Origin of the sequence: Ruegeria sp., assembly GCF_965243365.1 — a bacterium.
Lineage (GTDB): Bacteria > Pseudomonadota > Alphaproteobacteria > Rhodobacterales > Rhodobacteraceae > Ruegeria.
On the sequence record NZ_CBDEUW010000001.1, the window covers coordinates 772,367 to 796,044 of the forward strand.

Consider the following 23,678-nt stretch of genomic DNA (forward strand, 5'->3'; position numbering starts at 1 on the left):
TTCCTTTACGGGCCTCGGGAACCACGGGAGTTACCACGCGCGCTCTGCCTTCACGCGTCGGATGCTATCCCGTAGAAGCGACCGCCCGACCAGGACGACCACAGGCAAGGTCAACATTCGATTTACCGCCTGAACCCCATAGTACATCGTGTAGAAACTGGATGCCGCGACCAGCAGGGTTACTGTGATCATCAGGGTATCTTCACGCCGAACAGCCAGCCGATCCAGCCAGGACGCCAGAGCACCAAAGTAAGCTGCGATCAGGATCACGGCCGGAAATCCACCGGCGAAATAAAGCTCGGCCGGGACAAAGAAACCGCCCCCATGCACAACAAAGTCGGACAGCAAGAGGGGGCCATTGTAGAGTGTTATACCAAGCGCGCGCAAAAGTCCGGATGGTACAATCTGAACCCACAAGGTCATCAACAACTCAACCGCGCCGCCGGGAAAGGCCCGGTAACCGGACATTTGGATCGAAATGGCATGAAACATATGCGCCACGGATTGGGGCAAAAGGTCAATTTCAGCCAGAAAGTTACCGTCCGCTGTTGGCGCTTGCTGCCCCCAAGAGCGCAGGTAAGAGATCTGATCCAATGCCAACAACAGGACAACCGCCAGCAAAACGGACTGAACCGCCACGCGCCAACCCAAATGCGGCAGGCGTGCAAGGTGGAACCCGTAGGCTCCGACCAATAAAAACAGCAACGAGCCGCGGTCCCCGGCCAACACATAATGCGCCACAACCGCCCAGAATGCGGTATGTGCAAGACACACGTTGCGTCGGGCGCCCAGCGCCCGGTTGAAGCCGATAAGAACCAGAAGGTTAGCGACGGCTGCGGCACCACCCAAAGGAACAAGCTGAAACATCCCCTTGTTCTGCGGATAGGGTGTGAACAGCCACCATCCATCGGCAGAGACGTTCACCAGCACCACTCCGGTCAACAGCGGCGCGATAATGCCCCCAACCGGTTTGGGTTGCGCAAAAGTGTCCTTACCCAATCGGCTTACGATCCATCCGCTGAGAAGAAAGCTGATCAGGAAGGCGGCCAGAATTGCGCAATTCAAGGCAACAAAATCGGGCGGTAAATGGGTGAAAACACGAACCTGTTCAATCTGGCCCGTCAGGTCGATGGCCAGCAGATAGCCTGCATAGGCAAGTAATGTTGCCACAATCGAGGCCGAGACCATACGCCGCCTCAAGCCAAAACGCACGACGCAAGCGATCAGCATCATAACCAAGGGTAACTGATATTGCGGTAACGTGATCACACTGCGCGCTCAGACGTGGCGTGAGTCTGCGACATCGCCCAGCCCAGAAACAAGCTGGCTTGGAGGACCTGAGCGATGACAACGCCCCAAAGCCCCCATTGCCATGCTCCCAAAAAGATCAACGCACCTCCAAAAACGGCAGAGGTTATACGGGGTCGCACAAGTGCGGCACTGTTCAACGCTCCAAACTGGCGCAAGACCACCAGTTCGGCGCTGGCTGTTAAACCGGCAGCCAATACAAGCCACGGAAGCAGTGTAGAAGCCTCCTGATATGCGGGCGCGACCAGCAGTTGCGTGATTGGTGCACTGAAAAGGCCCGCCATGCAAAAGATCAGGGCCGTCAGCCCAAGTGCCCCAAACGTGAGCCTCCGCATTCCGGTCATCGCGGTAGCCCTGTTTATCTCGATGCCATCGAACAGACGCGGAGACAGAAACCGCAGAACGGCAGACATACCGATCCGGATTGGACCCAACGACATCTGTGCTGCCACCGCGTACAGCGCCAAAGCTTGTGCGTCGGCAAAGCTTTGTAAGGCCCAGCGGTCGGCCACCATCAGAAACCATACAAACGGAGCATACAGATAGATTGGATCGGCGAACCGAGAAAACACAGATCGCATTTCAGTATCCGAACCCTTATGCGCAAGGTTGCGGTTTCGGGCTTGCCAACCGGCAAGGGACAGCAAAGTCACCAAACTCGCCGTTGCGTAAGCTGCAAACAAAACTGGTATCGTCGGCCCGAACCAATGTGCCGCTGTAAAAACCAAAGCTGCTTTTAACCCCGCATCCGCCGCCTGATGCAAAGCCACCTGTCGCCGCGCACGTTTGGCGTTGGCAAAAGCGACGAAAGCGCTTTGCGCCCCGTTCAGCAGTGAATAGGGCAGAAGGACAAGGATCAACCCTGCCCATTCCATCCGGTCACCCATCCAGGCCAAAATCGCCAACACAACCAAGACCACAGACCAAAGGATTGAAACCTGTCGATACTTGCGCCAGGCGCATGCGTGATAAACGGTTAGTCCGCCATAGCGGGGTGCGATTGCAAAAAGGCGGGTTATTGCATGGTTCAGCCCGCCATAGACCACCACCTGGCCAAAGCTGAACAGGGTCATTGCCAGAGCAAGCTGTGCATACACCGCGGGCGAAAGCAGGCCCGTCTGAATCCGCAGCAGCGCCAACCCCCCGGCCAGCAGGCAGAATTGGCCAAACGCAACCCAAAAGACCTCGGCACGTGTGGTCAGAGAGGGCCTCGGACCATCTGCTCAAATTGAGACATTATTTGCCGTGATACTCGCGGAACCATTCGACAAAGCGGGCGATACCGTCTTTGAAATCCGTTTGCGGACGATAGCCAGTCAACCGCTGCAGCAGGCTGGCATCAGCCCATGTCGCCGGAACGTCGCCCATCTGCATCGGCATGTAGTTGCGGATTGCCTTCTTGCCCAAAGCCTCTTCAATGGCATCGACAAAATCCAGCAGGCGCACTTTGTCCCCGTTGCCGATATTGACAACGCGATAAGGCGCAACCGGGGACAGGCTGTCCCCTTCCTCAATCTCGTCCGCACTTGCAGGACGTATCGGCGGCACATCGATCAGCAGCCTGATGCCACGCACAAGATCATCGACATTGGTGAAATCACGATACATGTCGCCATGGTTGTAGATATCGATTGGGCGGTCATCCAGGATCGCATCAACAAACTTGTACAAAGCCAGGTCGGGCCGCCCCCACGTGCCGTAAACAGTGAAAAAGCGGAACATGGTGGTCGGCAGGTCCCACAGATGGGCATAGGAGTGTCCCATCGCCTCGTTTGCCTTTTTTGTGGCCGAGTAAATGGTCAATTGGGTGTCGGCCTTTTCAACCTCGGTAAAAGGCATCTCTTCATTTGCGCCATAGACGGAAGAGGTCGAGGCCATCAGCAGGTGGTCAATTTTGTGCTGACGCGCAACCTCCATCACATTGAAAGTGCCGATGATGTTCGAGTCGATATAGCTGCGTGGATGTTCCAGGCTATAGCGAACACCGGCCTGCGCGGCCAGGTGGACGATAACCTCGGGTTGAAACTCTTCGGCTATCTGCATCAGACGCTCTTGGTTTTCCAACAGATCCTCGGTGGCCGAGAAACCGGGATTTTGCAGCAGCATCTGATGGCGACGCTGTTTCAGGGCGACATCATAATAATCCGTCATCCCGTCGTAGCCATGCACGCGGAACCCTTCGGACAAAAGCAGTTTTGCCAGATGGAACCCGATGAAGCCCGCCGTACCTGTTATCAGAACCCGTTTCATAAAACCCTCAGATCCATGTTTCGCCCCTATGGTCAGGGAACCGTTCCCCTTGTTAAGGTCAAGGGGTTTTCCCCATTTTTTTAGCCATTTGCCGCGTCCAACCCTGCATTGACCAATGAGGGCAGGAACTGATCCAGTGCCCGGCCCCAAGTCGTGATGGGCTGTTCCTGAATGAACACGATGTCGTTTGGCCGCAACTGCATCCGTGCGGCCACCGACAGGGCCGCCGGGTTGCGCGCGTCCAGATGCCAGGCCGTGACGGCACCAAACTCCTCGGGCTTCGGTGAACTGCGCAGAACATAAATGTGCGACGCATCTGCCGTACGCGTGCTGAACCCGCCCTGCCCGAACAGGGCGTCAGCCAGGTTGAGGTGATGGCCATAGGGCAGGGGCATGCGCGCATTGTTTCGGAACTCGCCCCCCAAATAAACATAGTCGCGCTGTTCGGCCCCAAGCTCGGTCCGAGTAGTGAAATTGGAGCGGGATTCGATCAGTTCATCCCGGCGCAACCCGACCGCAAGATCAAGTTCAGCCAGTGCACCAGCGCGGGCCTGTTGGTTCAGACTGATCACATCGATCTGATCCCGATAGAACCCCAGTGCGCGATCCAGATCATAACTGGTGTCCACGTAAACTGCATCTCCGTTCAACAGATTCAGCCGCTGCAAATCCGGGCGGCGCAGATAATCCTTGATTGGAATCTGGTAAAGGTCTCCGGTTCGGTAAACTCGGATCGTTCCAAAGTCGCGGTCCCGGGTCGTTAACCCTCCGACCGCTGCGATTGCCTGGCTCAGAGTCAACGGCACCACTGTCACCGGAATGTTTTGCGGCGCAGCCACCAAACCGCCCACAGCCACACGTTTCGAGTTGTACCCGGTCAGCTCCAGCGAAAATGCAGGGTCAATCTGGCGCGAAACAAATGCGTCGAACACTGCCGCCTCCGCATCACGCAGTGATCGGTTGGCCACCCCTACGGCACCGATGTCCGGGACTGAAATCGTGCCATCAAGCCGAACTGTATATTCCTCACGCGGGACAGTTTGCGCCACCGCGCTCTGACCGGCGCGGATCAGTGCAACCGTGTCACCCGCCCCCAACCGATAGGGCGGAGGGGTTACCTGCGGAGGCGGGCGCAACTCAAGGGGTTGGGGTGCGATCCGGGGAACGTCAGGGCGCTCTGGCAGAGACGTGAACTGCCGCGTTGCGGGCCCGGTTCCCGCCGTGCCGTAGAAGGAATCCGGCAAGCTCCGGGGTGTGTAAGGGGCGCTGCGATTGGCGACCAGAACAGTCTGCGCGGTCAGGTCAACCTCGCGCACCGCTACGCTGTCCAACTGGTTTGAAACACGTGGGCTGGTGTAGGTGACTCCGCACGCGCTGAGCCATCCCAACAAAACCAAAATGCGGAATGGGTTTGATTTCATGTCGCTCTTCTTCATTGATGGTTCAGCGGACCAGTTGCTCGGTCCACAGATATCCCGCGTGATCGCTGACCCATTGCCGGGTTTTCCAAAGAAACCCATCTTGCCCGGCCCAATAGATATTGGTCACGGTCCGGCCAGGCGTTACACAGGTTTCCTCGATCCGCGTGGTGCTGTGAGGGCGATCGAATATGGTAATCGGTTCCGGCCGGGCGATGGTCCGGCGGCACTGAAAGGCTTGGAATTCGGTCTGATATTCCCCGTCCAAACGTGTGTTCAAACGCAAGTAATAGTCATCGCGCCCTGTCCCGAGCATGGTCAGCGTCCCCGCCACATCCGAACTCATCAAATCTGAACCCAACCCGCGCGTCGCGACCAGAACACCACGCCGAAACGACAGGGACGCCTGATCGCCGGATGCCCATGTTTCCACGTCTTTGTTCCGGCCCGAAGGCGCCAGCGTTGCTGCAACTTTCAGTTCGGGGAGTTCCACCAACAAGATCGGCAGGTCTTCGGCATCCAGTTGCGCACGCGTCAGAACTGCGCGAGGATCCGGGCCTTGCGAGGTACAGGCGGTCAGCAATAGCAGGGCAAGAATGCGGCTCACCGCCAGAAACGCCCCCAGCTCGCTCGCATATCCTGTCCCCGAAGCCCCCGAACCGTATCATAAAGACGCCCGGCCACTTCTAACTGTGCGCCCCCATCGCGCTGTACCGGGCGCAGCACAGTTGTGAAGTCATCCCGGCTGGGCGTACCGGACAGCCAGTCGATGGGGACCGTCACGATGACGCCCTTGTCATAGGACCCCTCACCGAATTCGGCAGCCGAAACATTGGTAAACGTGGCAAAAGCCCCGATACGCCATCCATTCGCAAACTCGCGGTTCAGGGTAATGGTCGAACCCCAATCCCCCGCCAGATACCGCCCGGCGTCCAGTTGCAGGTGAAATCCGTTCTGCATCTGCCAGTAGCCTGACACATGGCCGGTAGCGACCGAATAGTCCTGAAAGCCGAACAACTGGTCAAAGTCACGTTGGCGGACATAGTTAAACTCAGCCCCAACGGCGACGCGTGATCTTAAAGGAAACCACAAGAGTTCTGCCGAAACGCCACCAAACATCGGCTCCAGATAGCCCGCTGTGAACCGTCCGAACAGGTCGGGTCCGGGCTGGTAATAGTAGGCCGTCGTCAACTCTGTAATCGCGGGGCTGCCTTCGGCATCATAAATCGCACCGTCGCTGCGCACATGTGGAAGTGTCGAATTCGACGGTCGCGTAGATTGATCAAGATTGCCCACCAACGGCTGGCGTAAAAGCCCGCGCAGAACAACACCCCGCGCGGCCTCGACCTGAGCCAAGGCCTGAATACCAAAATCGACCCGCACAGGCTCATCCGGATCAAACAGCGCGGGCTGCAAATACGGGGAGATTCCAGTGTTCCAGACGGGATAGGCCGCGTTTGGGCCTGCAATTGCGCTGTCCTGCTCCTCGATCCGCGTCCTGGCATAGATTGACCAGCTACCGTCCAGATCATGCTCCAACTGCTCAAGGTCCCGCCGGTGTAAGGTGACACGCGTCGGGGACAGACCGCTGACCGATGGGAAGATTTGAAACTCTTCGATCTCGGGGGGCAAAGTTCGGGTCATCACCCGCGCAGTGCGGCCGATGTCCTGACCGGTACGTACGCGCGAGGTCCCGCTGAAGGCAACCTCGGCGGTCCGACCCTGTATCGTTACCGCACGCAGCCGCAAACCTTCGGCCTGCAATCCTGCCGCCAGCTCTCGCTGCCTTTCGATCTGCGTTGGTTTCGCTACGGCAGGGCGTGTACCCCTGACCCAAACAGAAGGCGGCGCCTTATCCCGCGATCCGCCCAGTGGCGGCTTCTTGGGATTGAGTGCCAAAGTCAGATTTATTCCGATTTCGGACCCATACATGTACATCAGCGAGACATGCGCGTTGGAGCGTAGCTGATATTGCGCCGCGATATTGATTGGCGATTTCCGATTAAAGGCAGTGCCGTTCTCTTGGGGGTAGGCGTCTGAGGAGTATTCGGCCAACAGTTTCACGCGGTCGTTCATTTGCCACTCGAACCCACCAAACAGGGCAGCCGGTCCGCGAAACCAGTTCTGGGCCTGCAAAGTTCCGCCTTCATCATCCTCTCGTCCGGGGCGCGTATCCATTCTGCTGCCAAACACCAAGGAAAGCGGGTTTTGAAAGGAACCTACTCCGGCCAGACGGCCCCATCCCATACCTGCAGAAAACCGCAGCCGGGGAAGAATGGTTTTTGATGCAACCACGTATTCAGACTGGTAAATCCCTGTCCCCAGAAAATCGTTCAGCCCCACCGCCACCGCCGGTCGGCGGCTCGTTTCATCCAGAAGGCGGTAGTGGATCGAGAAGCTGCGGTCGAACACCTCATCCTGAACAGGCGCGCCGACAGTTTTCCCTCGTAAATTTTGCAGGGCAGAATAGCGCAGGCTACCGGAAAGGCGGGGCGTCACTTGAAAGGTCAAAGTGGTCCGTGTGGTATTCCGGAAATGGCTGAAATTCAGTGCCAATTCAGCGTCAGGGCGGCTGTGAGCCGATGGCATTTCGATCAAACCAGGATAGCCGAACGTGTTGTATGTGGTTTTCAACTGCGGTTCTGCCAACAATGCTTCCGGAAACAACACAGTCAAAACCGCCGACAGCAAGCGAAGCGATTTAATGACCGGCACTCCGCATGAGGGCCGAGAACTGCCCCAGTTTGCGAAGGTTCTTGACCGCCAGCGTGGCCGCTCCACCAACATGATTGCGCCGCAGCGCGCGATAATCTTCCAGTGTCTTAGTCAAAAGACCCGAGACCGAACCGGTGCTGACACCACCCTGTCGCATCTTGACCAAGACTCGGGGCACGTAAGCCAGCCGGATCTTGCCCGACCAGACCCAGCGAAGCATGGCGTCGTAATCCCCGGCGATGCGAAAGCTCGCGTCATAAGCGCCAAACCGTTCGAATACGGCGCGTCTAAGGTACAAGGTTGGATGAGGCGGCATCCAACCCCAACGCATTCTGTTGCGTTGAAACGATCCTGCGCGCCAATGGCGCATAACGCGTCCGGATGCATAAATCAGGTCGAGATCGCCGTAAACACCATCGATAGACGTATCCGAAAATGCCGTTGCTACATCGGATACGACCCGCGAATCTGAAAGAAAATCATCCGACCCAAGCAGCCCGACAATATCCCCGTTGCACCGCGCGATACCCTTGTTCAGCGCGTCATAAAGCCCCTGATCAGCAGCGCTTTGCAGATACACCTCATGTTGGCCAATCCAATTGCGAGCCAACTCTGCCGATCCGTCCGTTGACCCGCCATCCTGAACAATATGCTCGATGTTCGAATAGGTCTGCGATGAAACGGATTGTAGCGTATCGTTCAACGTTTCAACCCGGTTCAGAACCGGTGTAACGATAGAGATTTTCATTGAATGAGACAGCGCGTTTTCAGCGATATTCTAAAGGTATGTCAAACAACACCCCAAAAGAGAACCGGCGATCACTTACAAACCGGATACCTCGACTTTCGAGCGTTCTGCGCAACTTGTGCAGGTTGTCCTTGCGCGACTGAGGCACGCCGTCGACTGCTTCATAACGGCTGATGGTTGCCGCACCGACTCCCGATTGCTCTGCAAGCTGCCTGACCGACCAGTTCAAAGCTCCACGCGCCGCGCGGATCTGCTTACCCGTAACCAAGGACTCACCGGCCCGAAGAGTTGTATCTGTCATTTGAATAGGGGTTTGTCCGAAGAACGGCTACCGCACCGGAAGAGACTTCAGTCAACCTTCTGGTCAGGGCGCACATCATGGACATAGTGTTTCAGGCAAACGACAAGATTTCAATCGTTAAAGTTGTATAGCTCGAAAGAAATTCTCCCTATATGCAATTTCCTGAAACAAATTCAATCGCTTAATTTGCGGCCCACGCCCAAACTTTCCCGATTAGGGGATTGTTAACCATTTCGGGCAAGTCTCTGGAAAAACCTGGGGCGCAGAATGCAGAACAAACTTCTTACCCTTGCCATTTGCGGCTGGCTGCCAACTTCTCCTGCGGTCGCGCAATCAGCGTTGGACATGGCACGCAGCCTGGACGCCTGCGGTGGCGAAAAGATCAAGCGCGCGCGCTGGATGAAAGACGGTAGCCTCAGAGTTATTTGCGATCACAGGTCACGTCCTGCCAATCAGACGCCGCCAGAAATCACACCAGGTGCAACAAATGTAGTCGGATTGCTTATCCCGGCCTTGGGGGCCGGGGCAGCCGTTGCGGTGGCTGCAGGGGCGTATTCTTCCCCTTCGTCAACCAGCAGTACAGGGCGAAACTAGGTGATCAGATTTGCTTCTCACACGGTGCATAGCCAAGTGCTATTATCTGTCGACCGGATAGGCGATGATAACCGTTCAGACGATAGCGGGCGACCTCAAGGTACCACTGACGCAACGCCGGTTTGTAATGGCTCGCGACCACATCGCTCCAATATTCAAAGCTGTTTTGATCCAATGGCAGGCCCCAAAGGCTTGGGCCGTGAAAACCAAAAATTGTTTCGGTATCCACGCACACATCCCGAACGCCTAGGAACAAGGTGCAGGCTGAAAGGCATACGCGACCCCGGATTTCCACGCGATCTCCTTTGTCGCGCAAGGTCTCAACTCTGGCCGCGCGGCGATCTATTCGCCCCCCAAAGTCGCTCTGCACGATGTGAACACGTGGCTGCCCGATGGCCTGTGCGGACAGATCGCCGAACGGCAGCATTCCAAGACAGATACCGATCAAACCTTGAATCGGCTTCGAATATTTCAGTGCCACGTCACCACTCCCCCGACAAAACACCCCACTCAGAACAATCTGCGCGGCGGGTGATTAACAGGCTGATAAACTTACAATTATCTGAAAACATGAGGTTTTCTTTATGACACGCGGCCCCAACGCATATCCCGATCTGGACCCGGAAAACTGGTATGTTGCGCAGCTACGTCCAAACATGCGTTTGATCGCCGAGCGCAATTTGACCCGGCTGGGCTTTGCCAGTTTTGCACCCACAAGGTTGGAGACCACCCGCACCCGCGGGCGATTGAAAACCGGCGCGCGCGCATTGTTCCCAGGCTACCTTTTTGTTCAGTTCGACCCCGAAAAGTCGCGCTGGCAATCCATCAACGCGACCCGAGGCATTGTGCGCCTTGTTGCAGATACAACCCTAAGGCCCATCGCTTTACCTACCGATTTCATGGCAGGTCTGATGTCGCGCTGTGATGCGAACGGACTTCTGCGTTCTACCGATACGCTGAGCCCCGGAGACGAAGTTCGCCTTTTGACTGGACCCTTTGCCGGCTTGGTATCGCGCATTGATCGTTTGGATCAGCAACAGCGGCTGCACCTGCTGATCCAGGTCATGGGGCGCCAGGTGCGTACATCTGTGCCGACATCATCGGTCGGCAAGATGCAGCAACCTGAATTTGTTTAAATGGCTTGTCAGACAGCCAGAAGACCAGTTGGCCCGATGTCCACCGACCACAACCGCAACAGGGTGATATGACCCATCAAATCTGGACCAAGCGCAATCGTACTTTGACCAAGGTCCGGTAAGCCGGAAGCACTACCTACACCCGCACCTGACAATCCGATTTCGTTTGCAGTGTGGCGTGAGGCGAGGGCGAAAGTCGGGCCAGCTGTTTCTACCGCCGTTTCCAGCGCAGATGCGATGCCGCCAACGGACTGCTCAAGCTGCACTCGCCCAAAGTCGGGTGTGTTGGTCGCAACACTCACAGTAATCCGATCCCCTGCCGCGTTGTCCCAATGCAAAATGCGTGTCGCTCCGGTTTCTTCAACAAAGCTGCCATCGCCTTCCATGGCCAAGGACACGGCATTTGAGGCAATTGGGTCAACAACCTGATCCTGACGCACCGTCAGAGCATCAGCGGCACGAGTGACCGGACCATCCTGTGTTGCGATATATGAGGATGGGGTCGCACCAACTTCCAACTGCGCACCCCAAATATACGTATCGCCGGACTGGGTCGAAGCGGTGTTCAGATCGTCTTCGGAGTTGTAGATCTCAAAATCCGAAGCCGCTGTCCGCGTCGCCTGCACAGAAATCGAGCATCGGAACCACCCATTCCCCACATCTTGCAGGTCGGCGGTGTGTATCGAGTTTACGGTTCCCAAAACACCTTGCCTCAGATCAAAGTAGGTATCTTTGGCGAACCCGCTTGTTCTCTCCCGCAGAAACACAAAATCGCGATCACCGGCTTTCGCATAGACCGAAAAGCTCAGCCATTGACCACTAGAATAGCTGGCAGTCTGCCGGACGGCACCGTCATAGGTGGATGCAGTGCTTATCAACCTGTTGGCCGTCTGGGTTCCATCCGGTGCCATGCCGTCATTTACGACAACACTTGCACGGGTTTTCGACCACGTAGCATGCGAAAAATCCGCAGACCTCAGCAGCAGGTTCGTGCGGGCTTCGCTTTCCAGCAACACGCCACGGCTGACCCATTGACCGTCCTGCATTCGATGATCGATACGCGCCTCATTGGCGTTAGCCATAGACAGCGTTCCCGTCGCATCCGTGTAGGTCGCGACGGATGAGCGCAAAAACATAAACAGGGTTTCAAACCCAGATGCATCGGCTCCAAGATGAACACCGTTGCGGAAATCCGCAACAACATTGGGGTGTAAACCATTCACCGCATATTGCACACGCGGGTCGCGGCCCGGCGCGCTGCGGTCGCTATATGCAAACCGACCGCTTAAGAATCTTCCTCCTGATCTCATGATTTAACCAACCAGCACGGTCGCTTGCACATCATCGCCGACAAGCCAAAGGCGTTCACCGGACCTTAGCTGCATCGCAATTGACCGACCGGGCTGCACAGAATGCCCCAAGGCGGCGTCCAGTACCGGGATTGTGTCGTCCTGCGTGATTTCAAAACGGATCGTGTCACTGCTGACATTGCTCAGCAGAATGTCCTGATCCGAGGTGGCGGTGTGACGGTTGGCGGCGCTCCAGTTTGCCGCTGGTTTGTATGTGGTCGAAGGCATGGGAATCTCCTGCTAGTTTCAGGGCGCCACACTATGTCTGCGCAACGCCGCGTTGCCCGCGCTGCGGGTTAACCAGTCATTCATAGGGAAACGCAGCAATTGCTCTGGCCCGCACAGCAAGGTACTGACTGATCCTATGCGTTCCACTTGGATAAACTGGCTGCTCAGGCGCACCACTGCAGACAGCTCCAATACCCCGGCGCTTGCGCCGGGCAATCAGTTTTATGCAGTTGGTGACATTCACGGGCGGCTGGATCTTTTGCAAGCTCTATTGGTGCAGCTCGAACCAGCCTGTCCAATCGTCTTTGTCGGCGACTATATCGACCGCGGCGCGCAAAGCGCGCAGGTGTTGCGGTACCTGCACGCTCTCAGCCTTTCGCCTGATCGGAAGGTCATCTGCCTGATGGGCAACCACGAAGAGATGTTGTTGCAGTTTCTGGAGACACCAGCCTACACCAACCGTCTTTGGCTAAGAAACGGCGGCTTGCAGACGCTGGCCTCATTCGGCGTAACTGGCGTTGATGAGACGATCGCGGATGAAGACGCACCGACCGTTGCAGACGCACTTCGGGCAGCGATGGGCGACGATCTGATCTTGTGGCTGCAATCGCTACCGCTGACCTGGTCCAGCGGTAACGTTACCGCTGTTCATGCCGCGCTGGACCCAAATAGACCTCTGGAACATCAGCACAAACAGACCTGTCTCTGGGGGCACCGTCAGTTCGGCCGCAGTCCTCGGGATGACGGCCAATGGGTCATCCATGGCCATACAATTCAAACGTCGCCGCGTGTCGCAAGCGGTGTCATTTCGATTGATACCGGTGCCTTTATGACCGGTCGTCTGACAGCGGCTGAGGTATCACCCAGCGGTGTGAGGTTTGTCTCAACCGGCCAGTAGATCGAGTTATGAATAAAATTTCATCACACGCCTGACGCAGTGACAGCCAATACGAAACAGAAAGCGTATTTTTTGATAACCTACTGTTAAGGTTAACCAATAATTTACCAATCTGTCGCGACTCTGAGCCCCAGACAGCCCGGGCAGCCCCACCTGCATCTTCGGGCAGAGGGGACAGGAATGCCAGAATACGACATTGCCGCAGTTTCACCAGACACAGCGTTCTCTGCCAATCGCGACAGAACGCCGACATGGGCGTTCTTTGCTGTCAAACGCAGCGTAGACATTGGCCTGTCTCTTATCCTTCTACCGCCGTTGATCGGTCTTGCTCTTTTTCTTTTGGCCATTAATCCAGTCCTGAACCGCGGGCCGATCCTGTTTGCTCAAATCCGAATGGGGAAGGAGGGTAAACCGTTTGTGGCCTATAAATTCCGCTCAATGGTGCCCCACAAATGTTCATCACGCAGACCTTTCGACCCCGTCGAAACCTGTAGGATCACATCCCTGGGGATCATTCTGCGACGCAGCCGGGTGGATGAGCTGCCTCAGATCGTGAACGTGTTGAAAGGAGAGATGAGCCTGATCGGACCCCGGCCAGATTATATCCACCATGCGCGCCACTATCAGCGCAACATCCCGGGTTATCGGTCCCGATACCGCGTCCGGCCGGGTATCAGCGGGCTTGCCCAAACCGAGGTAGGTTATGCGCAAAACTCGGACACCGTTGCGGCGAAGGTCCGGGTTGATATTCAGTATATCAATACCCTCAGCCTGGCGCAGGAATTCCGCATTTTTTGTAAGACCGTTCAGACAGTTGCTGGGCTGAGGGGGCAGTAGCGTGACAGGTTTCGTAAAAGGCGAAACAGGCCCCGACCTGACAGGCAGGCAACCCCACTCGAACGGATCCGAGGACATCTTCGATTTGCTAGCCTTGATTTGGTCCGAGCGATGGACAATGGCACTTTCTGTTCTGGGAGCACTGGTGCTGGCAGCTACATGTGCCTTTTATCTGGTGGAGCCGGTCTATAGATCTGAAACCAAACTCGTGCTCAAGCCGGACTCCGAGACTGTGTCTGGCTTGCGGGGCGGCGGGCTGATGAGTGAAATATCGGCCATAAACACTCAGATCGAGGTCTTGAACTCCCATCAAATGATGCGCGATCTGGTGCTGCAGCTGAATTTGATCGAGGACCCGGAATTCAACCCACCAGCGCAGCCACTGCTTTCAATTTCAAGTGTGCCAACCAAGAAAAGCGACATGCTGGATGCGACTGCGGAAAATGTCGCGCAGGCCGTTACGATTAGAAACGTGCGCAATTCATACGTTCTGACCGTCAGCACCAGTAGTAGAAATGCTGAAAAATCAGTTAAAATTGCGAACACTCTGGCGAATATTTATGTCCAGAAACAGATCGATGCCAAGCAGCAGGATATTGCAAAGTCCGTTGACTGGCTGACACAGCGTATTGCCGCTTTGGAACAAGAAATCGAACGCCAAAACACAGCCGCGCAGGCTGTGAACGCATCGATCATCGCCGCCGAGGCCGAAGATTTTGCGCGGCGCATCTCCGATACGGAAACCCGCTTGTCCACGTTGTCGCAAGAACAGAACCGCCTTTACCAACAATCACAAACCCTTCGGCCTGACGGTCTGGGTGCGGAAAACAACAAAACTGAGCCAAACGACGCGATTAAGCGAGAGATGGACAGAACCAAACGCCAAGTCGCTACACTGAAGAATTCACTTGACCAGTTAAAGGTTGAGTACAGCAAGAAAATCAGCGCGCTATCCAGACTTCAAAAGATTGAACATGAAGCGCGCGCATCCGAACTCTTGCTCCAAACGTTTTTGTCCCGTCTCAAAGAGATCACTCACCGGCGTGGTTTGCAGGCTGACAGTCAAATCATTTCATTCGCCACCACAGGGACCAAAATTGCTCCGCGACCGGCAAGAATGGCTTTGGTTGCCGGTCTGGCCGGAAGTGTCCTGGGTATCTTCATTGTGTTCTTCAGACGGTACAGCCGATCCTCTATTCCAACAGCAGCTCAGCTTGAACATGCGACTGATTCTCCGGTGCTGGGGCATCTTCCACAGGTCCCAATCCGCGGCCGACACCGGCTAGTCGACTATCTCGCCGACACGCCCAAATCGCCACTGGCCGAAGCCGCCCGCAATCTGCGCACCTCGTTACTGATGCTGCAGGCACACGAGCCACCAAAGATTGTTCTGGTTACGTCTTCCGTTCCCGATGAGGGCAAAACAACAACAGCAATTGCTCTGGCGCAAAATCTGGCTGGGCTTGGGCGATCAGTCTTGTTGATCGAAGCTGATATCAGGCGCCTGTCGTTTCAGGACTATTTTGACAAGAACCCAAATGGCGGGCTGGTCGCAGCTCTTAACGAAAACAACCTGACCTCGAACCTTATCCAAAAGGATGCCCGGATTGGGGTGGACATATTAATGGGAGAGCACAGCGCGCGCAGTGCTGCCGATCTGTTTGCGTCACCAGAATTTAATGATCTTCTACAAGGACTTAAGGACACCTATGATCACATATTGATCGACAGTCCCCCGGTCCTTGCGGTGCCAGATGCCCGCGTGATCGGGCAATCCGCAGACGCAATATTGCTTACTGTCGCTCCTGCCTCAACGACCCGAGAACAGGTGCAGCGAGCCTTGCGCGAGTTTTCCAGCGTGAACCTCCGCGTTACTGGTCTGGTAATGTCTGACCTGTGGAACAAGAACGCTGCCAACAGCAGTACTTACGGGGTCTACAGCCAGTATTACGCGACCTGAGTCCGTTTAACCGACAATCATCTGTTTCATTCTCAGCGCCTCGTATTCCAGCTCTTGCAAACGGAAATGTACAACGTCTCCGATGGTGATGACACCGCACAGACGTCCATCGCTCAGAACCGGCATATGGCGAAAGCGACCTTCGGTCATGGTTTTCAACACATCCATCAACCGGTCTTCCGGGGCACAGGTCTGAACTTCGCGCGTCATCAAAGCCTCGACCGACTGAGGGAGCGTTTGACCCGGGGTATCCGCCATACGGCGGACGATATCGCGTTCCGACAGAATACCTTGCAATGCGCCGTTCTGGTCGGTCACCACAACCGCCCCAATGCGTTTGTCCCGCAGGATATCTACAACGGAGTGAATCGTATCGGCCGGTCGAACTGCAATTACAGCATCCCCTTTACCCTCCAGAAGTTTGGCAACGGTTGACTGCGTCTGGGACAAATTCGACTCGACCGATTGGCTGCGGGTTGCGGGACCACCCTTGTCGCCGCGGGTCGGAGGCTGGTAAGAGCTTGGGGCCATGGGGGTCTCCTCTTGAATAGTTTGCACCTGTCCCCTTCACCTTAACGCAGAGACGTTGCCTGTATAGGGTTGAAATCTGAAAACCGGTGCAACCGGGCCGTTTTAAAAGGATATCTGCCTGCGTGAGCCAATTGCACCTGACCCCAACCGTAGCTGTCCTGATCTTTTTCGGTGTTGTCATCTGTGGCCACAATTTCCGAAAGCTATGGAAACAACAGCCTCCGGGCTGGCAAAAACGCGCCTGGATTTTCGGTGTCCCGGCGGCTGTCGGGCTACTGGCACTCGGCTTCCTGCCGCTGAAGGTTTGAGCATGGTTTGACTCTGATCAGGGCCACTGGCATACGCCGGGCACAGTTTTCCCCAGGAGATCGCCCATGCGTTATTTGACGGCTTTGACCCTGTCGCTGCTTGTATCAGGATGTCTGTTCGACAAGGAACCCGATGTCGTTCGCCTGTCCGGCGATACGATGGGCACAACATTCAACATTGTCGCAATCGGGAACGACCTGGATGAGACCGCCCTTGGCACGGCGGTGCAGGACACGTTGGCGCGTGTGAATGCAAAAATGTCCAACTGGGATCCGAGTTCTGAGGTGTCGACCTTCTCTGCCTCCACCGATACTGGGCCGATTTCAATCTCGGACGAATTTGCACTGGTGATTGAGGCCGCAAATGACGTGCATGCCAAAAGCGATGGTACGTTCGACGTCACGCTTGGCCCGTTGATCGAGCTGTGGGGTTTTGGCCCGCGCACACCGGAAGACCCGGTCCCTGACGACGCAGATATTGATGCGGCCTTGGACGCGGTTGGTCAGGCGCGGTTGTTGAAACTGGATCGTGAGGCCGGAACCTTGGCAAAAACCGACCCGGCTGTCGGCATCAATCTGTCCGCCATTGCTAAGGGCTACGGAATCGATGCCGTGGCTGCAACGCTGCAACAGGCCGGTATCGAGAATTACATGGTCGAAATAGGCGGTGATCTGGTGGCCAAGGGCGAGAATGACAAGGGCGAGGCCTGGCGCATCGGCGTTGAAAAACCAGAAACCGGCACGCAGAACATTCAGTTGATTGTGCCACTAAATAATCTTGGGATGGCCACCTCGGGTGACTATAAGAACTTTTTCGAACAGGATGGCGTACGGTATTCGCACATCATCGATCCCACAACAGGCCGTCCGATCACGCATCGAACCACCTCTGTCACCGTGTTGGCGGACAACGCGATGCTGGCTGACGCCTGGGCCACTGCGATGCTGGCGCTGGGTCAGGAAAGGGGCCTGGAACTGGCCGAGCAACATAAACTTGCCGTGTTCTTCATCTCGCGTGATGTGACAGGCGAAGAGGACGCCTATATCACGGTGCAAAGCAGCGCATTCAGTGATACGCTGGACGCCAACTAAAGGGCGGGAACCGCAATGAGCACCTTCTTACTGGCCTTCTTCCTGTTGCTGATCATCGTTATTGGCATGTCGTTGGGTGTCTTGCTGATGGGCAAGACCATCAAAGGCAGCTGCGGCGGCCTGAACGCGATTTCAGGGGCCGACAAATGCGTGGTGTGCCACAAGGATATCGACCCGGACAGCCCCTTGCGCGATCAACTACAATGCAAGCGCGCCAAAAAGATGTTGGCGCAGATGGAGCGTAAGGACTCGGCAGCCAACTGACCGTCAAGGGAATTCGCATTCAACGCGCAAAATGCGGTTCACCCCCGGGCGGGCAAGGGGTAGAAGGTGGGCCAAGAGCAGTAACCGGAGTTCCCAATGACCGCGCCCAAGCCTGTTGTCCTGTGCATTCTTGACGGCTGGGGTCTGTCGGATGACACGACTGCCAACGCGCCATTTCAGGCAAAAACCCCGACCTTTGACGCTATTATGGCCAACGACCCTCATGCCAAGTTGATCACACATGGCCTTGATGTTGGGCTGCCCAGTGGGCAAATGGGCAACTCTGAGGTCGGGCATACCAATATTGGCGCGGGGCGTGTTGTGGCCATGGATCTTGGCCAGATTGATCTGGCGATCGAAGACGGGTCATTCTTTGAAAATGAGGCGCTGAAGGATTTTATTGCCAAGGTCAAAGCATCGGGCGGCACTGCGCACCTGATAGGACTGGTTTCAGATGGCGGCGTGCATGGGCATCTGAATCATATCATTGCGGCGGTGAAGGCAATCACCGATGCAGGCGTACCGGTGGCCCTGCACGCCATCACCGATGGGCGCGACGTGGCCCCAAAATCAGCCTTTACCTATATTGCTGAGCTTGAAGACCGCCTGCCTGAAGGCGCAAAAATCGTGACCGTTAGCGGGCGCTACTTCGCCATGGATCGCGACAATCGATGGGAACGCGTGTCGGAAGCCTTCAACGCCATGGTCAAAGGGCAGGGGAGAGCGTCCAACAGCGCTCATGGGGCCATTGATCACGCCTATAACCAATCCGAGACCGACGAGTTCATTACGCCAACCGTTCTGAGTGGCTATGAAGGTCTTAAGAATGGCGACGGGTTCTTTTGCCTGAACTTCCGTGCCGACCGCGCGCGAGAGATTCTGCGCGCGATTGGAGAACCCGGTTTTGCCGATTTCGACACCGGCCCGCGCCCGCAACTGTCGGCTCTGCTGGGGATGGTGGAATATTCGGACGGGCATAATGCCTATATGACGACTGTGTTTCCCAAGCGCGACATCGTGAACACTCTTGGTGCCTGGGTCGCAAAACACGGCCTGCGCCAGTTCCGGCTGGCAGAGACCGAGAAATACCCTCATGTCACATTTTTCCTGAATGGCGGCAAGGAAACTCCGGAACCTGGCGAAGATCGCTTTATGCCTAAATCACCCAAAGTGGCGACGTATGATCTGCAACCCGAGATGTCGTCGGCTGAAGTGACCGCGAAGTTTGTTGAGGCGATCGAGGCCGGGTACGATCTGATCGTGACCAACTACGCCAACCCCGATATGGTCGGCCATACCGGTGACCTGAACGCCGCAATCAAGGCGTGTGAGGCGGTGGATCACGGGCTGGCTCAGGTAATCGCAGCATTGAAAAAGGCAGGGGGCGCAATGATTGTCACCGCCGATCACGGCAATTGCGAAATGATGGTCGACCCTGAAACCGGCGGGCCGCATACTGCGCATACGCTGAACCCGGTGCCGGTCGCCCTTGTCGGCGGACCGGATGGGGCAGTGCTGCGGGATGGTCGACTATCTGATCTGGCACCTACCATCCTGGACCTGATGGAACTACCGAAACCCCCGGAAATGACCGGAGAAAGCCTGCTGAAATGAAAAGGCTTGCCGCATCCGCTGCACTCATGCTCTGGGCGTTTCAGGTTCAAGCTCAGAAGGACGATGCTTCGCAAGCGGCGCTGGATGCCGCGCAAATGCTTGAACAGGCTTCAATCGCCTTAACCGAAGCAGACAGCGCCCGCGACAGGGTGCAGGCCCTGACAGAAACCATTCAAGCGTTTGAGGCCGGGCTGACTGCTATGCGGGATGGGTTGCGCAAGGCCACATTGCGTGAAGCGCAGCTAAGTGCCGAGTTGCAGGCGCAAGAGCAGGATATCGCCCAATTGCTGGGAGTGATGCAAACCATAGAGACGACGGCACCACCTGTTCTGATGCTGCATCCGTCCGGCCCTTTGGGCGCCGCGCGAACTGGCATGATGTTGTCCGAAGTCACGCCCGGCTTGAACGCGCGGGCACTGGCACTGGCAAAGGACCTGAATGAGGTTCAGACCTTACGCAAGCTGCAACAGAACGCCGCCAATACCCTGACGCAGGGGCTGACCGGTGTTCAGGATGCCCGCACAAGGCTCAGCGAGGCCATTGCGGATCGCACAGATTTACCGCAGCGTTTTGTTGAAGACCCGATTCGAACTGCAATTCTGATTTCGTCCACTGAAACGCTCGATGGTTTCGCCAGCGGACTTTCAGAAATCTCTGCGGGCGAAATTGAAGAATCGCAGGCCAGTGTTGAGAACCGAAAGGGCCAGATTCCACTGCCCGCGCAAGGGATACTGCTGCACAGCGCCGGAGAAACGGATGCCGCCGGGGTGACGCGCCCCGGTCTTGTGTTGGGTACACGTCCACGCGCACTGGTCACAACGCCCACCTCGGCGACCATCCGGTATCGCGGGCCGTTGCTGGATATGGGAAATCTGGTGATCCTGGAACCGCAGCCCGGTCTTTTATTCGTTTTCGCGGGCCTGCAAGAGGTCTATGGTCAAAACGGAGAAGTCATCCCCGAAGGCAGTCCGGTCGGTCTGATGCCCGGCGAAATGCCGGAAATCGGCGCGATTACGTCAACAAGCGGTGATGGCACTGGAACTGACCGGTCAGAAACGCTCTATATAGAGGTAAGACAGGATAACACTCCCGTAGACCCGGAATCATGGTTTCGGACGGATAGGAATGGATAGACGAGTATGAAAAGATTTCTGATCGCCGGCATAGCCGGAACCGTGGCAGGCATCGTTGCAACAACCCAGATTGCGGGCCCTCTGTTGGCCCAAGAAGCCGAGAGCAAGGCCAGCGTGTACCAGCAACTGGACCTGTTCGGTGATATCTTCGAGCGCATCCGCGCCCAATATGTAGAAGAAGTCGAGCCGGAAGATCTGATCGAGGCTGCGATTGACGGCATGTTGACCTCGCTTGACCCGCACTCCAGCTACCTGTCACCCGATGACGCCGAGCAAATGCGCGTTCAGACACGGGGTGAGTTCGGTGGGTTGGGTATCGAGGTCACTCAGGAAGAGGGCTTTGTCAAAGTTGTATCGCCAATCGATGACACACCGGCGGATGCAGCCGGAATCGAGGCGGGCGATTTCATTACCCATGTGGATGGCGAAAGCATCCTGGGCCTGACGCTCGACAAAGCGGTCGAGCTTATGCGCGGTCCGGTTGGGTCCGAGATCGTGATTACCGTGGTACGCGACGGCGAGCAGGAACCGTTTGACATCACGATCATCCGCGACACGATCAAGCTGACGGCTGTTCGTGCCCGTACCGAAGGCACCAGTGTTGTTCTTCGGGTGACAACGTTCAACGATCAGACCTTCCCCAATCTGGAATCCGGTCTTCAGGAACAGATCGAAGAAGCTGGCGGCATTGAAAACGTAAACGGTATCGTTCTTGATCTGCGGAACAATCCCGGCGGTCTGCTGACGCAGGCGATTAAAGTGTCTGACGCATTCCTGAACGAGGGCGAGATCGTCTCGACCCGCGGCCGTGACCCGCAGGATGGAGAGCGTTTTAACGCAACTCCGGGCGATCTGGCCGCAGGCAAACCGATTGTGGTTCTGATCAATGGTGGCTCGGCGTCTGCCTCGGAAATCGTGGCTGGTGCGCTTCAGGATCATCATCGCGCAATCGTGGTCGGAACCAAAAGCTTCGGCAAAGGCTCGGTCCAGACTGTGATGCCGCTACGCGGCGACGGGGCGATGCGCCTGACCACCTCGCGTTATTACACACCATCTGGTCGTTCTATTCAGGCTCTGGGTGTCAGCCCCGACATTATCGTCGAACAGCCGCGCCCCGCTGTGGAAACCGATGAGGAAGAGGATGATCGCCCCACCCGGTCCGAGGCCGATCTGCGCGGCAGCCTGAACAACGACAGCCTCAGCGAGGATGAAATCCGCCAGATCGAAGAGGACCGGGCAAAGGCCGAAAAGACGGCTGAGCTGCGGGAAGAAGATTATCAACTGGCCTATGCCATCGATATTCTGAAAGGCCTGTCGGCTTTTAATCCTGCTGGACCGTCTCAGTAACAAAACAAATGACAGGGGCCGCGTAAGTTAGCGGCCCTTTGTCTAGGTCATCCTTCGACCTTGTGCAGCTTTTTCTCGTCCAGCTTCGCAGCAAGTAATATACCGACCGCGACAGAGAGAGTTGCAAAAACAAAGGCCATGTTCATACCGGTATCGAAGGCCGAAGCGATTGCCGACTTCACCTTTTCAGCTTCTGCGGAATTCAGCTTTGCAAGCACTGCTGTTGCCGAATCTGTTGTTAACGTCCCTCCGTTAAGCGCCCTTTGATCCGCATCCGACATCGAAATACCGTCTGCGCTCAACTGGTTGCGCAAGCTTGCCAGACTGGTCACATACATAACGGCAGTGGCGCAGGCTACCGAGATTGCGCCGTAAACCAAATGGGTCATGAAACTCAGCCCGCCGACCAGACCTGCCCGTTCCGGCTTCACCGCGCAAACCGCAGCGGTGCCGGACGGACCGACTGTCAGGGTCGCACCTAGGCCCATCAGGGTCATACCGGGAAGAATTTGCAGATAACCCAAACCGGCAGGCATCACCACGATACTGGCGGCACCTGCGGTGACGCAGATATAGCCCCAGACTAACAAGCGCTTAGGACCAAAATCATTATAGAGAGTTCCGGAAATAATCGAACCGACGGCCAATAGGACTGTCAAAGGGGCCAGACCCAACGCTGATTGAAAAACGGACCAACCCAGAACCTTTTGCATGTATTGCGGGAAATACAGCAGCCCGACAAAAACCGCCGATACATTGAACATGTTCAGGCCGAGCGTGATCAGAAACTCTCGGTTCTGCATCAACTGGGGTAACAACAATGGTTCCTTCACCCGTTTTTCCACCCTTGGAAACAGAAAAAACAGAATGGCGCTGACAAAGAAAAGCAGCAGTAACGGAACCGACGTCCATCCCCAATCGGCACCCACGTCCAGCCCATACAGCAGCAGCAGGACCGCGAAAGACAGTATCCCCATGCCAGCGAAATCAATATGTTCGCCTTTTTTGTGCTGGGTTTCCTTTTCCATCAAAATGATCGCGGTCACCATGGAAATGCAGGCAAAAATAACATTTGCCAGAAAGAACATCCGCCAATCGCCAAAATTTACAACCGCACCGCTGATCATCGGGCCAAAAACGTTGCCGGTGGTTACGCCCGCCAGAATCAATCCCATGACAAGCGCGCGATGCTCGGGCTTTGAGACTTTGGTTGCCCCAAAGGCCAATGTGCAAGGCCAGACACATCCCGCACCAATGCCCTGCAACGCCCGGGCACCAATCAGATAATCCAGACCAGGCGAAACAAAACACAAGACGGAAGCAAACAGAAAAATGGACAAGCCTATGATCATCATTTTTCGGTGACCATACATGTCGCCCAACCGTCCGCCGGCGACCATCGTCATCGCAAAAAACAGCGCATAGATGTTCAAAACCCACTGCGTGCTTGTGATGTCCGCATCGAAGCTGTTTTCGATGGCCGGAACCAACATCAGCGCACCGGTGAAATCGATGCCGATACCAAAGGCCGTCACCATCAGGGTAATGACCTTTAAGATACTTGTTCGATCCATAGGGCCGCTCCGCTTGTTCCGGACACGGTCATGATGCATGGAATACCCGAAAAAGATAGGGAATTTGCTTGTC

At 56.1% G+C, this 23,678-nt stretch carries 24 protein-coding genes; 11 read left to right on the plus strand and 13 right to left on the minus strand.

Going from position 1 to position 23,678, the window contains the following annotated elements:
- Positions 1-30 precede the first annotated feature (30 nt).
- From ACP0GE_RS03475 to ACP0GE_RS03510, 8 genes are all read right to left on the minus strand, one after another.
- Positions 31-1,269, minus strand: coding sequence for a hypothetical protein (locus tag ACP0GE_RS03475; protein ID WP_424830611.1), 1,239 nt, complete (start codon positions 1,267-1,269; stop codon positions 31-33).
- Positions 1,266-2,381, minus strand: coding sequence for a lipopolysaccharide biosynthesis protein (locus ACP0GE_RS03480; RefSeq protein WP_424830612.1), 1,116 nt, complete (start codon positions 2,379-2,381; stop codon positions 1,266-1,268). Before ACP0GE_RS03480 ends, ACP0GE_RS03475 begins: the two co-directional genes overlap by 4 nt.
- A gap of 163 nt (positions 2,382-2,544) precedes the next feature.
- Positions 2,545-3,558, minus strand: coding sequence for a GDP-mannose 4,6-dehydratase (locus ACP0GE_RS03485; RefSeq protein ID WP_424830613.1), 1,014 nt, complete (start codon positions 3,556-3,558; stop codon positions 2,545-2,547).
- Positions 3,559-3,638: 80 nt separating this feature from the next.
- Positions 3,639-4,979 carry a polysaccharide biosynthesis/export family protein gene (locus ACP0GE_RS03490; RefSeq protein ID WP_424830614.1) on the minus strand — a complete coding sequence of 447 codons (1,341 nt, stop codon included), beginning with the start codon at positions 4,977-4,979 and terminating at the stop codon, positions 3,639-3,641.
- A 22-nt stretch (positions 4,980-5,001) separates the two neighbouring features.
- Positions 5,002-5,583 carry a YjbF family lipoprotein gene (locus tag ACP0GE_RS03495; protein ID WP_424830615.1) on the minus strand — a complete coding sequence of 194 codons (582 nt, stop codon included), beginning with the start codon at positions 5,581-5,583 and terminating at the stop codon, positions 5,002-5,004.
- Positions 5,580-7,625, minus strand: a complete 2,046-nt coding sequence (locus ACP0GE_RS03500; protein WP_424830616.1) for a YjbH domain-containing protein — start codon at positions 7,623-7,625, stop codon at positions 5,580-5,582. Before ACP0GE_RS03500 ends, ACP0GE_RS03495 begins: the two co-directional genes overlap by 4 nt.
- 52 nt (positions 7,626-7,677) lie before the next feature.
- Positions 7,678-8,439: a glycosyltransferase family 2 protein gene (locus ACP0GE_RS03505; RefSeq protein WP_424830617.1), complete on the minus strand. Its 762-nt coding sequence runs from the start codon at positions 8,437-8,439 to the stop codon at positions 7,678-7,680.
- 19 nt (positions 8,440-8,458) lie between these two features.
- Positions 8,459-8,740: a helix-turn-helix domain-containing protein gene (locus tag ACP0GE_RS03510; RefSeq protein ID WP_424830618.1), complete on the minus strand. Its 282-nt coding sequence runs from the start codon at positions 8,738-8,740 to the stop codon at positions 8,459-8,461.
- A 267-nt stretch (positions 8,741-9,007) separates the two neighbouring features.
- On the opposite strand from ACP0GE_RS03510, the gene ACP0GE_RS03515 reads away from it, so the two are divergent.
- A complete protein-coding gene (locus tag ACP0GE_RS03515; RefSeq protein ID WP_424830619.1) occupies positions 9,008-9,334 on the plus strand; it encodes a hypothetical protein in 327 nt (108 codons plus the stop codon).
- Between the two features lie 4 nt (positions 9,335-9,338).
- Here the strand turns inward: ACP0GE_RS03515 and ACP0GE_RS03520 are convergent, their stop codons facing one another.
- A complete protein-coding gene (locus tag ACP0GE_RS03520) occupies positions 9,339-9,815 on the minus strand; it encodes a hypothetical protein (RefSeq protein ID WP_424830620.1) in 477 nt (158 codons plus the stop codon).
- A gap of 103 nt (positions 9,816-9,918) precedes the next feature.
- On the opposite strand from ACP0GE_RS03520, the gene nusG reads away from it, so the two are divergent.
- On the plus strand, positions 9,919-10,470 hold the full coding sequence (gene nusG / locus ACP0GE_RS03525; protein WP_424830621.1) for a transcription termination/antitermination protein NusG: 552 nt from the start codon (positions 9,919-9,921) through the stop codon (positions 10,468-10,470).
- An 8-nt stretch (positions 10,471-10,478) separates the two neighbouring features.
- Here nusG and ACP0GE_RS03530 read toward each other — a convergent pair whose 3' ends face one another.
- On the minus strand, positions 10,479-11,780 hold the full coding sequence (locus tag ACP0GE_RS03530; RefSeq protein ID WP_424830622.1) for a phage head spike fiber domain-containing protein: 1,302 nt from the start codon (positions 11,778-11,780) through the stop codon (positions 10,479-10,481).
- Positions 11,781-11,783: 3 nt separating this feature from the next.
- Positions 11,784-12,047, minus strand: a complete 264-nt coding sequence (locus ACP0GE_RS03535; RefSeq protein WP_424830623.1) for a hypothetical protein — start codon at positions 12,045-12,047, stop codon at positions 11,784-11,786.
- A gap of 136 nt (positions 12,048-12,183) precedes the next feature.
- Here ACP0GE_RS03535 and ACP0GE_RS03540 point away from each other — a divergent pair, with 136 nt between their 5' ends.
- The 3 genes from ACP0GE_RS03540 (at position 12,184) to ACP0GE_RS03550 (ending at position 15,742) form a co-directional block, all read left to right on the plus strand.
- Positions 12,184-12,945 (plus strand): metallophosphoesterase family protein, encoded by a 762-nt coding sequence (locus ACP0GE_RS03540; protein WP_424830624.1) that lies wholly within the window; start codon positions 12,184-12,186, stop codon positions 12,943-12,945.
- Between the two features lie 180 nt (positions 12,946-13,125).
- Positions 13,126-13,782, plus strand: coding sequence for a sugar transferase (locus tag ACP0GE_RS03545; protein WP_424830625.1), 657 nt, complete (start codon positions 13,126-13,128; stop codon positions 13,780-13,782).
- A gap of 1 nt (position 13,783) precedes the next feature.
- Positions 13,784-15,742: a GumC family protein gene (locus ACP0GE_RS03550; protein WP_424830626.1), complete on the plus strand. Its 1,959-nt coding sequence runs from the start codon at positions 13,784-13,786 to the stop codon at positions 15,740-15,742.
- 6 nt (positions 15,743-15,748) lie between these two features.
- Here the strand turns inward: ACP0GE_RS03550 and ACP0GE_RS03555 are convergent, their stop codons facing one another.
- Entirely contained in the window at positions 15,749-16,273 is a 525-nt protein-coding gene (locus ACP0GE_RS03555; RefSeq protein ID WP_424830627.1) for a CBS domain-containing protein, read from the minus strand.
- 122 nt (positions 16,274-16,395) lie between these two features.
- Between ACP0GE_RS03555 and ACP0GE_RS03560 the strand changes: the two genes are divergently transcribed.
- The 6 genes from ACP0GE_RS03560 (at position 16,396) to ACP0GE_RS03585 (ending at position 22,031) form a co-directional block, all read left to right on the plus strand.
- Complete coding sequence (locus ACP0GE_RS03560) at positions 16,396-16,581, plus strand: hypothetical protein (RefSeq protein ID WP_424830628.1); 186 nt, start codon at positions 16,396-16,398, stop codon at positions 16,579-16,581.
- Positions 16,582-16,647: 66 nt separating this feature from the next.
- Positions 16,648-17,673 (plus strand): FAD:protein FMN transferase, encoded by a 1,026-nt coding sequence (locus tag ACP0GE_RS03565; protein WP_424830629.1) that lies wholly within the window; start codon positions 16,648-16,650, stop codon positions 17,671-17,673.
- A gap of 15 nt (positions 17,674-17,688) precedes the next feature.
- Positions 17,689-17,937: a (Na+)-NQR maturation NqrM gene (nqrM, locus tag ACP0GE_RS03570; RefSeq protein WP_424830630.1), complete on the plus strand. Its 249-nt coding sequence runs from the start codon at positions 17,689-17,691 to the stop codon at positions 17,935-17,937.
- Positions 17,938-18,033: 96 nt separating this feature from the next.
- Entirely contained in the window at positions 18,034-19,551 is a 1,518-nt protein-coding gene (gene gpmI, locus ACP0GE_RS03575; RefSeq protein WP_424830631.1) for a 2,3-bisphosphoglycerate-independent phosphoglycerate mutase, read from the plus strand.
- Positions 19,548-20,684, plus strand: a complete 1,137-nt coding sequence (locus tag ACP0GE_RS03580) for a murein hydrolase activator EnvC family protein (RefSeq protein WP_424830632.1) — start codon at positions 19,548-19,550, stop codon at positions 20,682-20,684. Before gpmI ends, ACP0GE_RS03580 begins: the two co-directional genes overlap by 4 nt.
- Positions 20,685-20,690: 6 nt before the next feature.
- Positions 20,691-22,031, plus strand: a complete 1,341-nt coding sequence (locus tag ACP0GE_RS03585; RefSeq protein ID WP_424830633.1) for a S41 family peptidase — start codon at positions 20,691-20,693, stop codon at positions 22,029-22,031.
- Between the two features lie 47 nt (positions 22,032-22,078).
- Here ACP0GE_RS03585 and ACP0GE_RS03590 read toward each other — a convergent pair whose 3' ends face one another.
- Positions 22,079-23,605: an MFS transporter gene (locus ACP0GE_RS03590; RefSeq protein WP_424830634.1), complete on the minus strand. Its 1,527-nt coding sequence runs from the start codon at positions 23,603-23,605 to the stop codon at positions 22,079-22,081.
- Positions 23,606-23,678 lie beyond the last annotated feature (73 nt).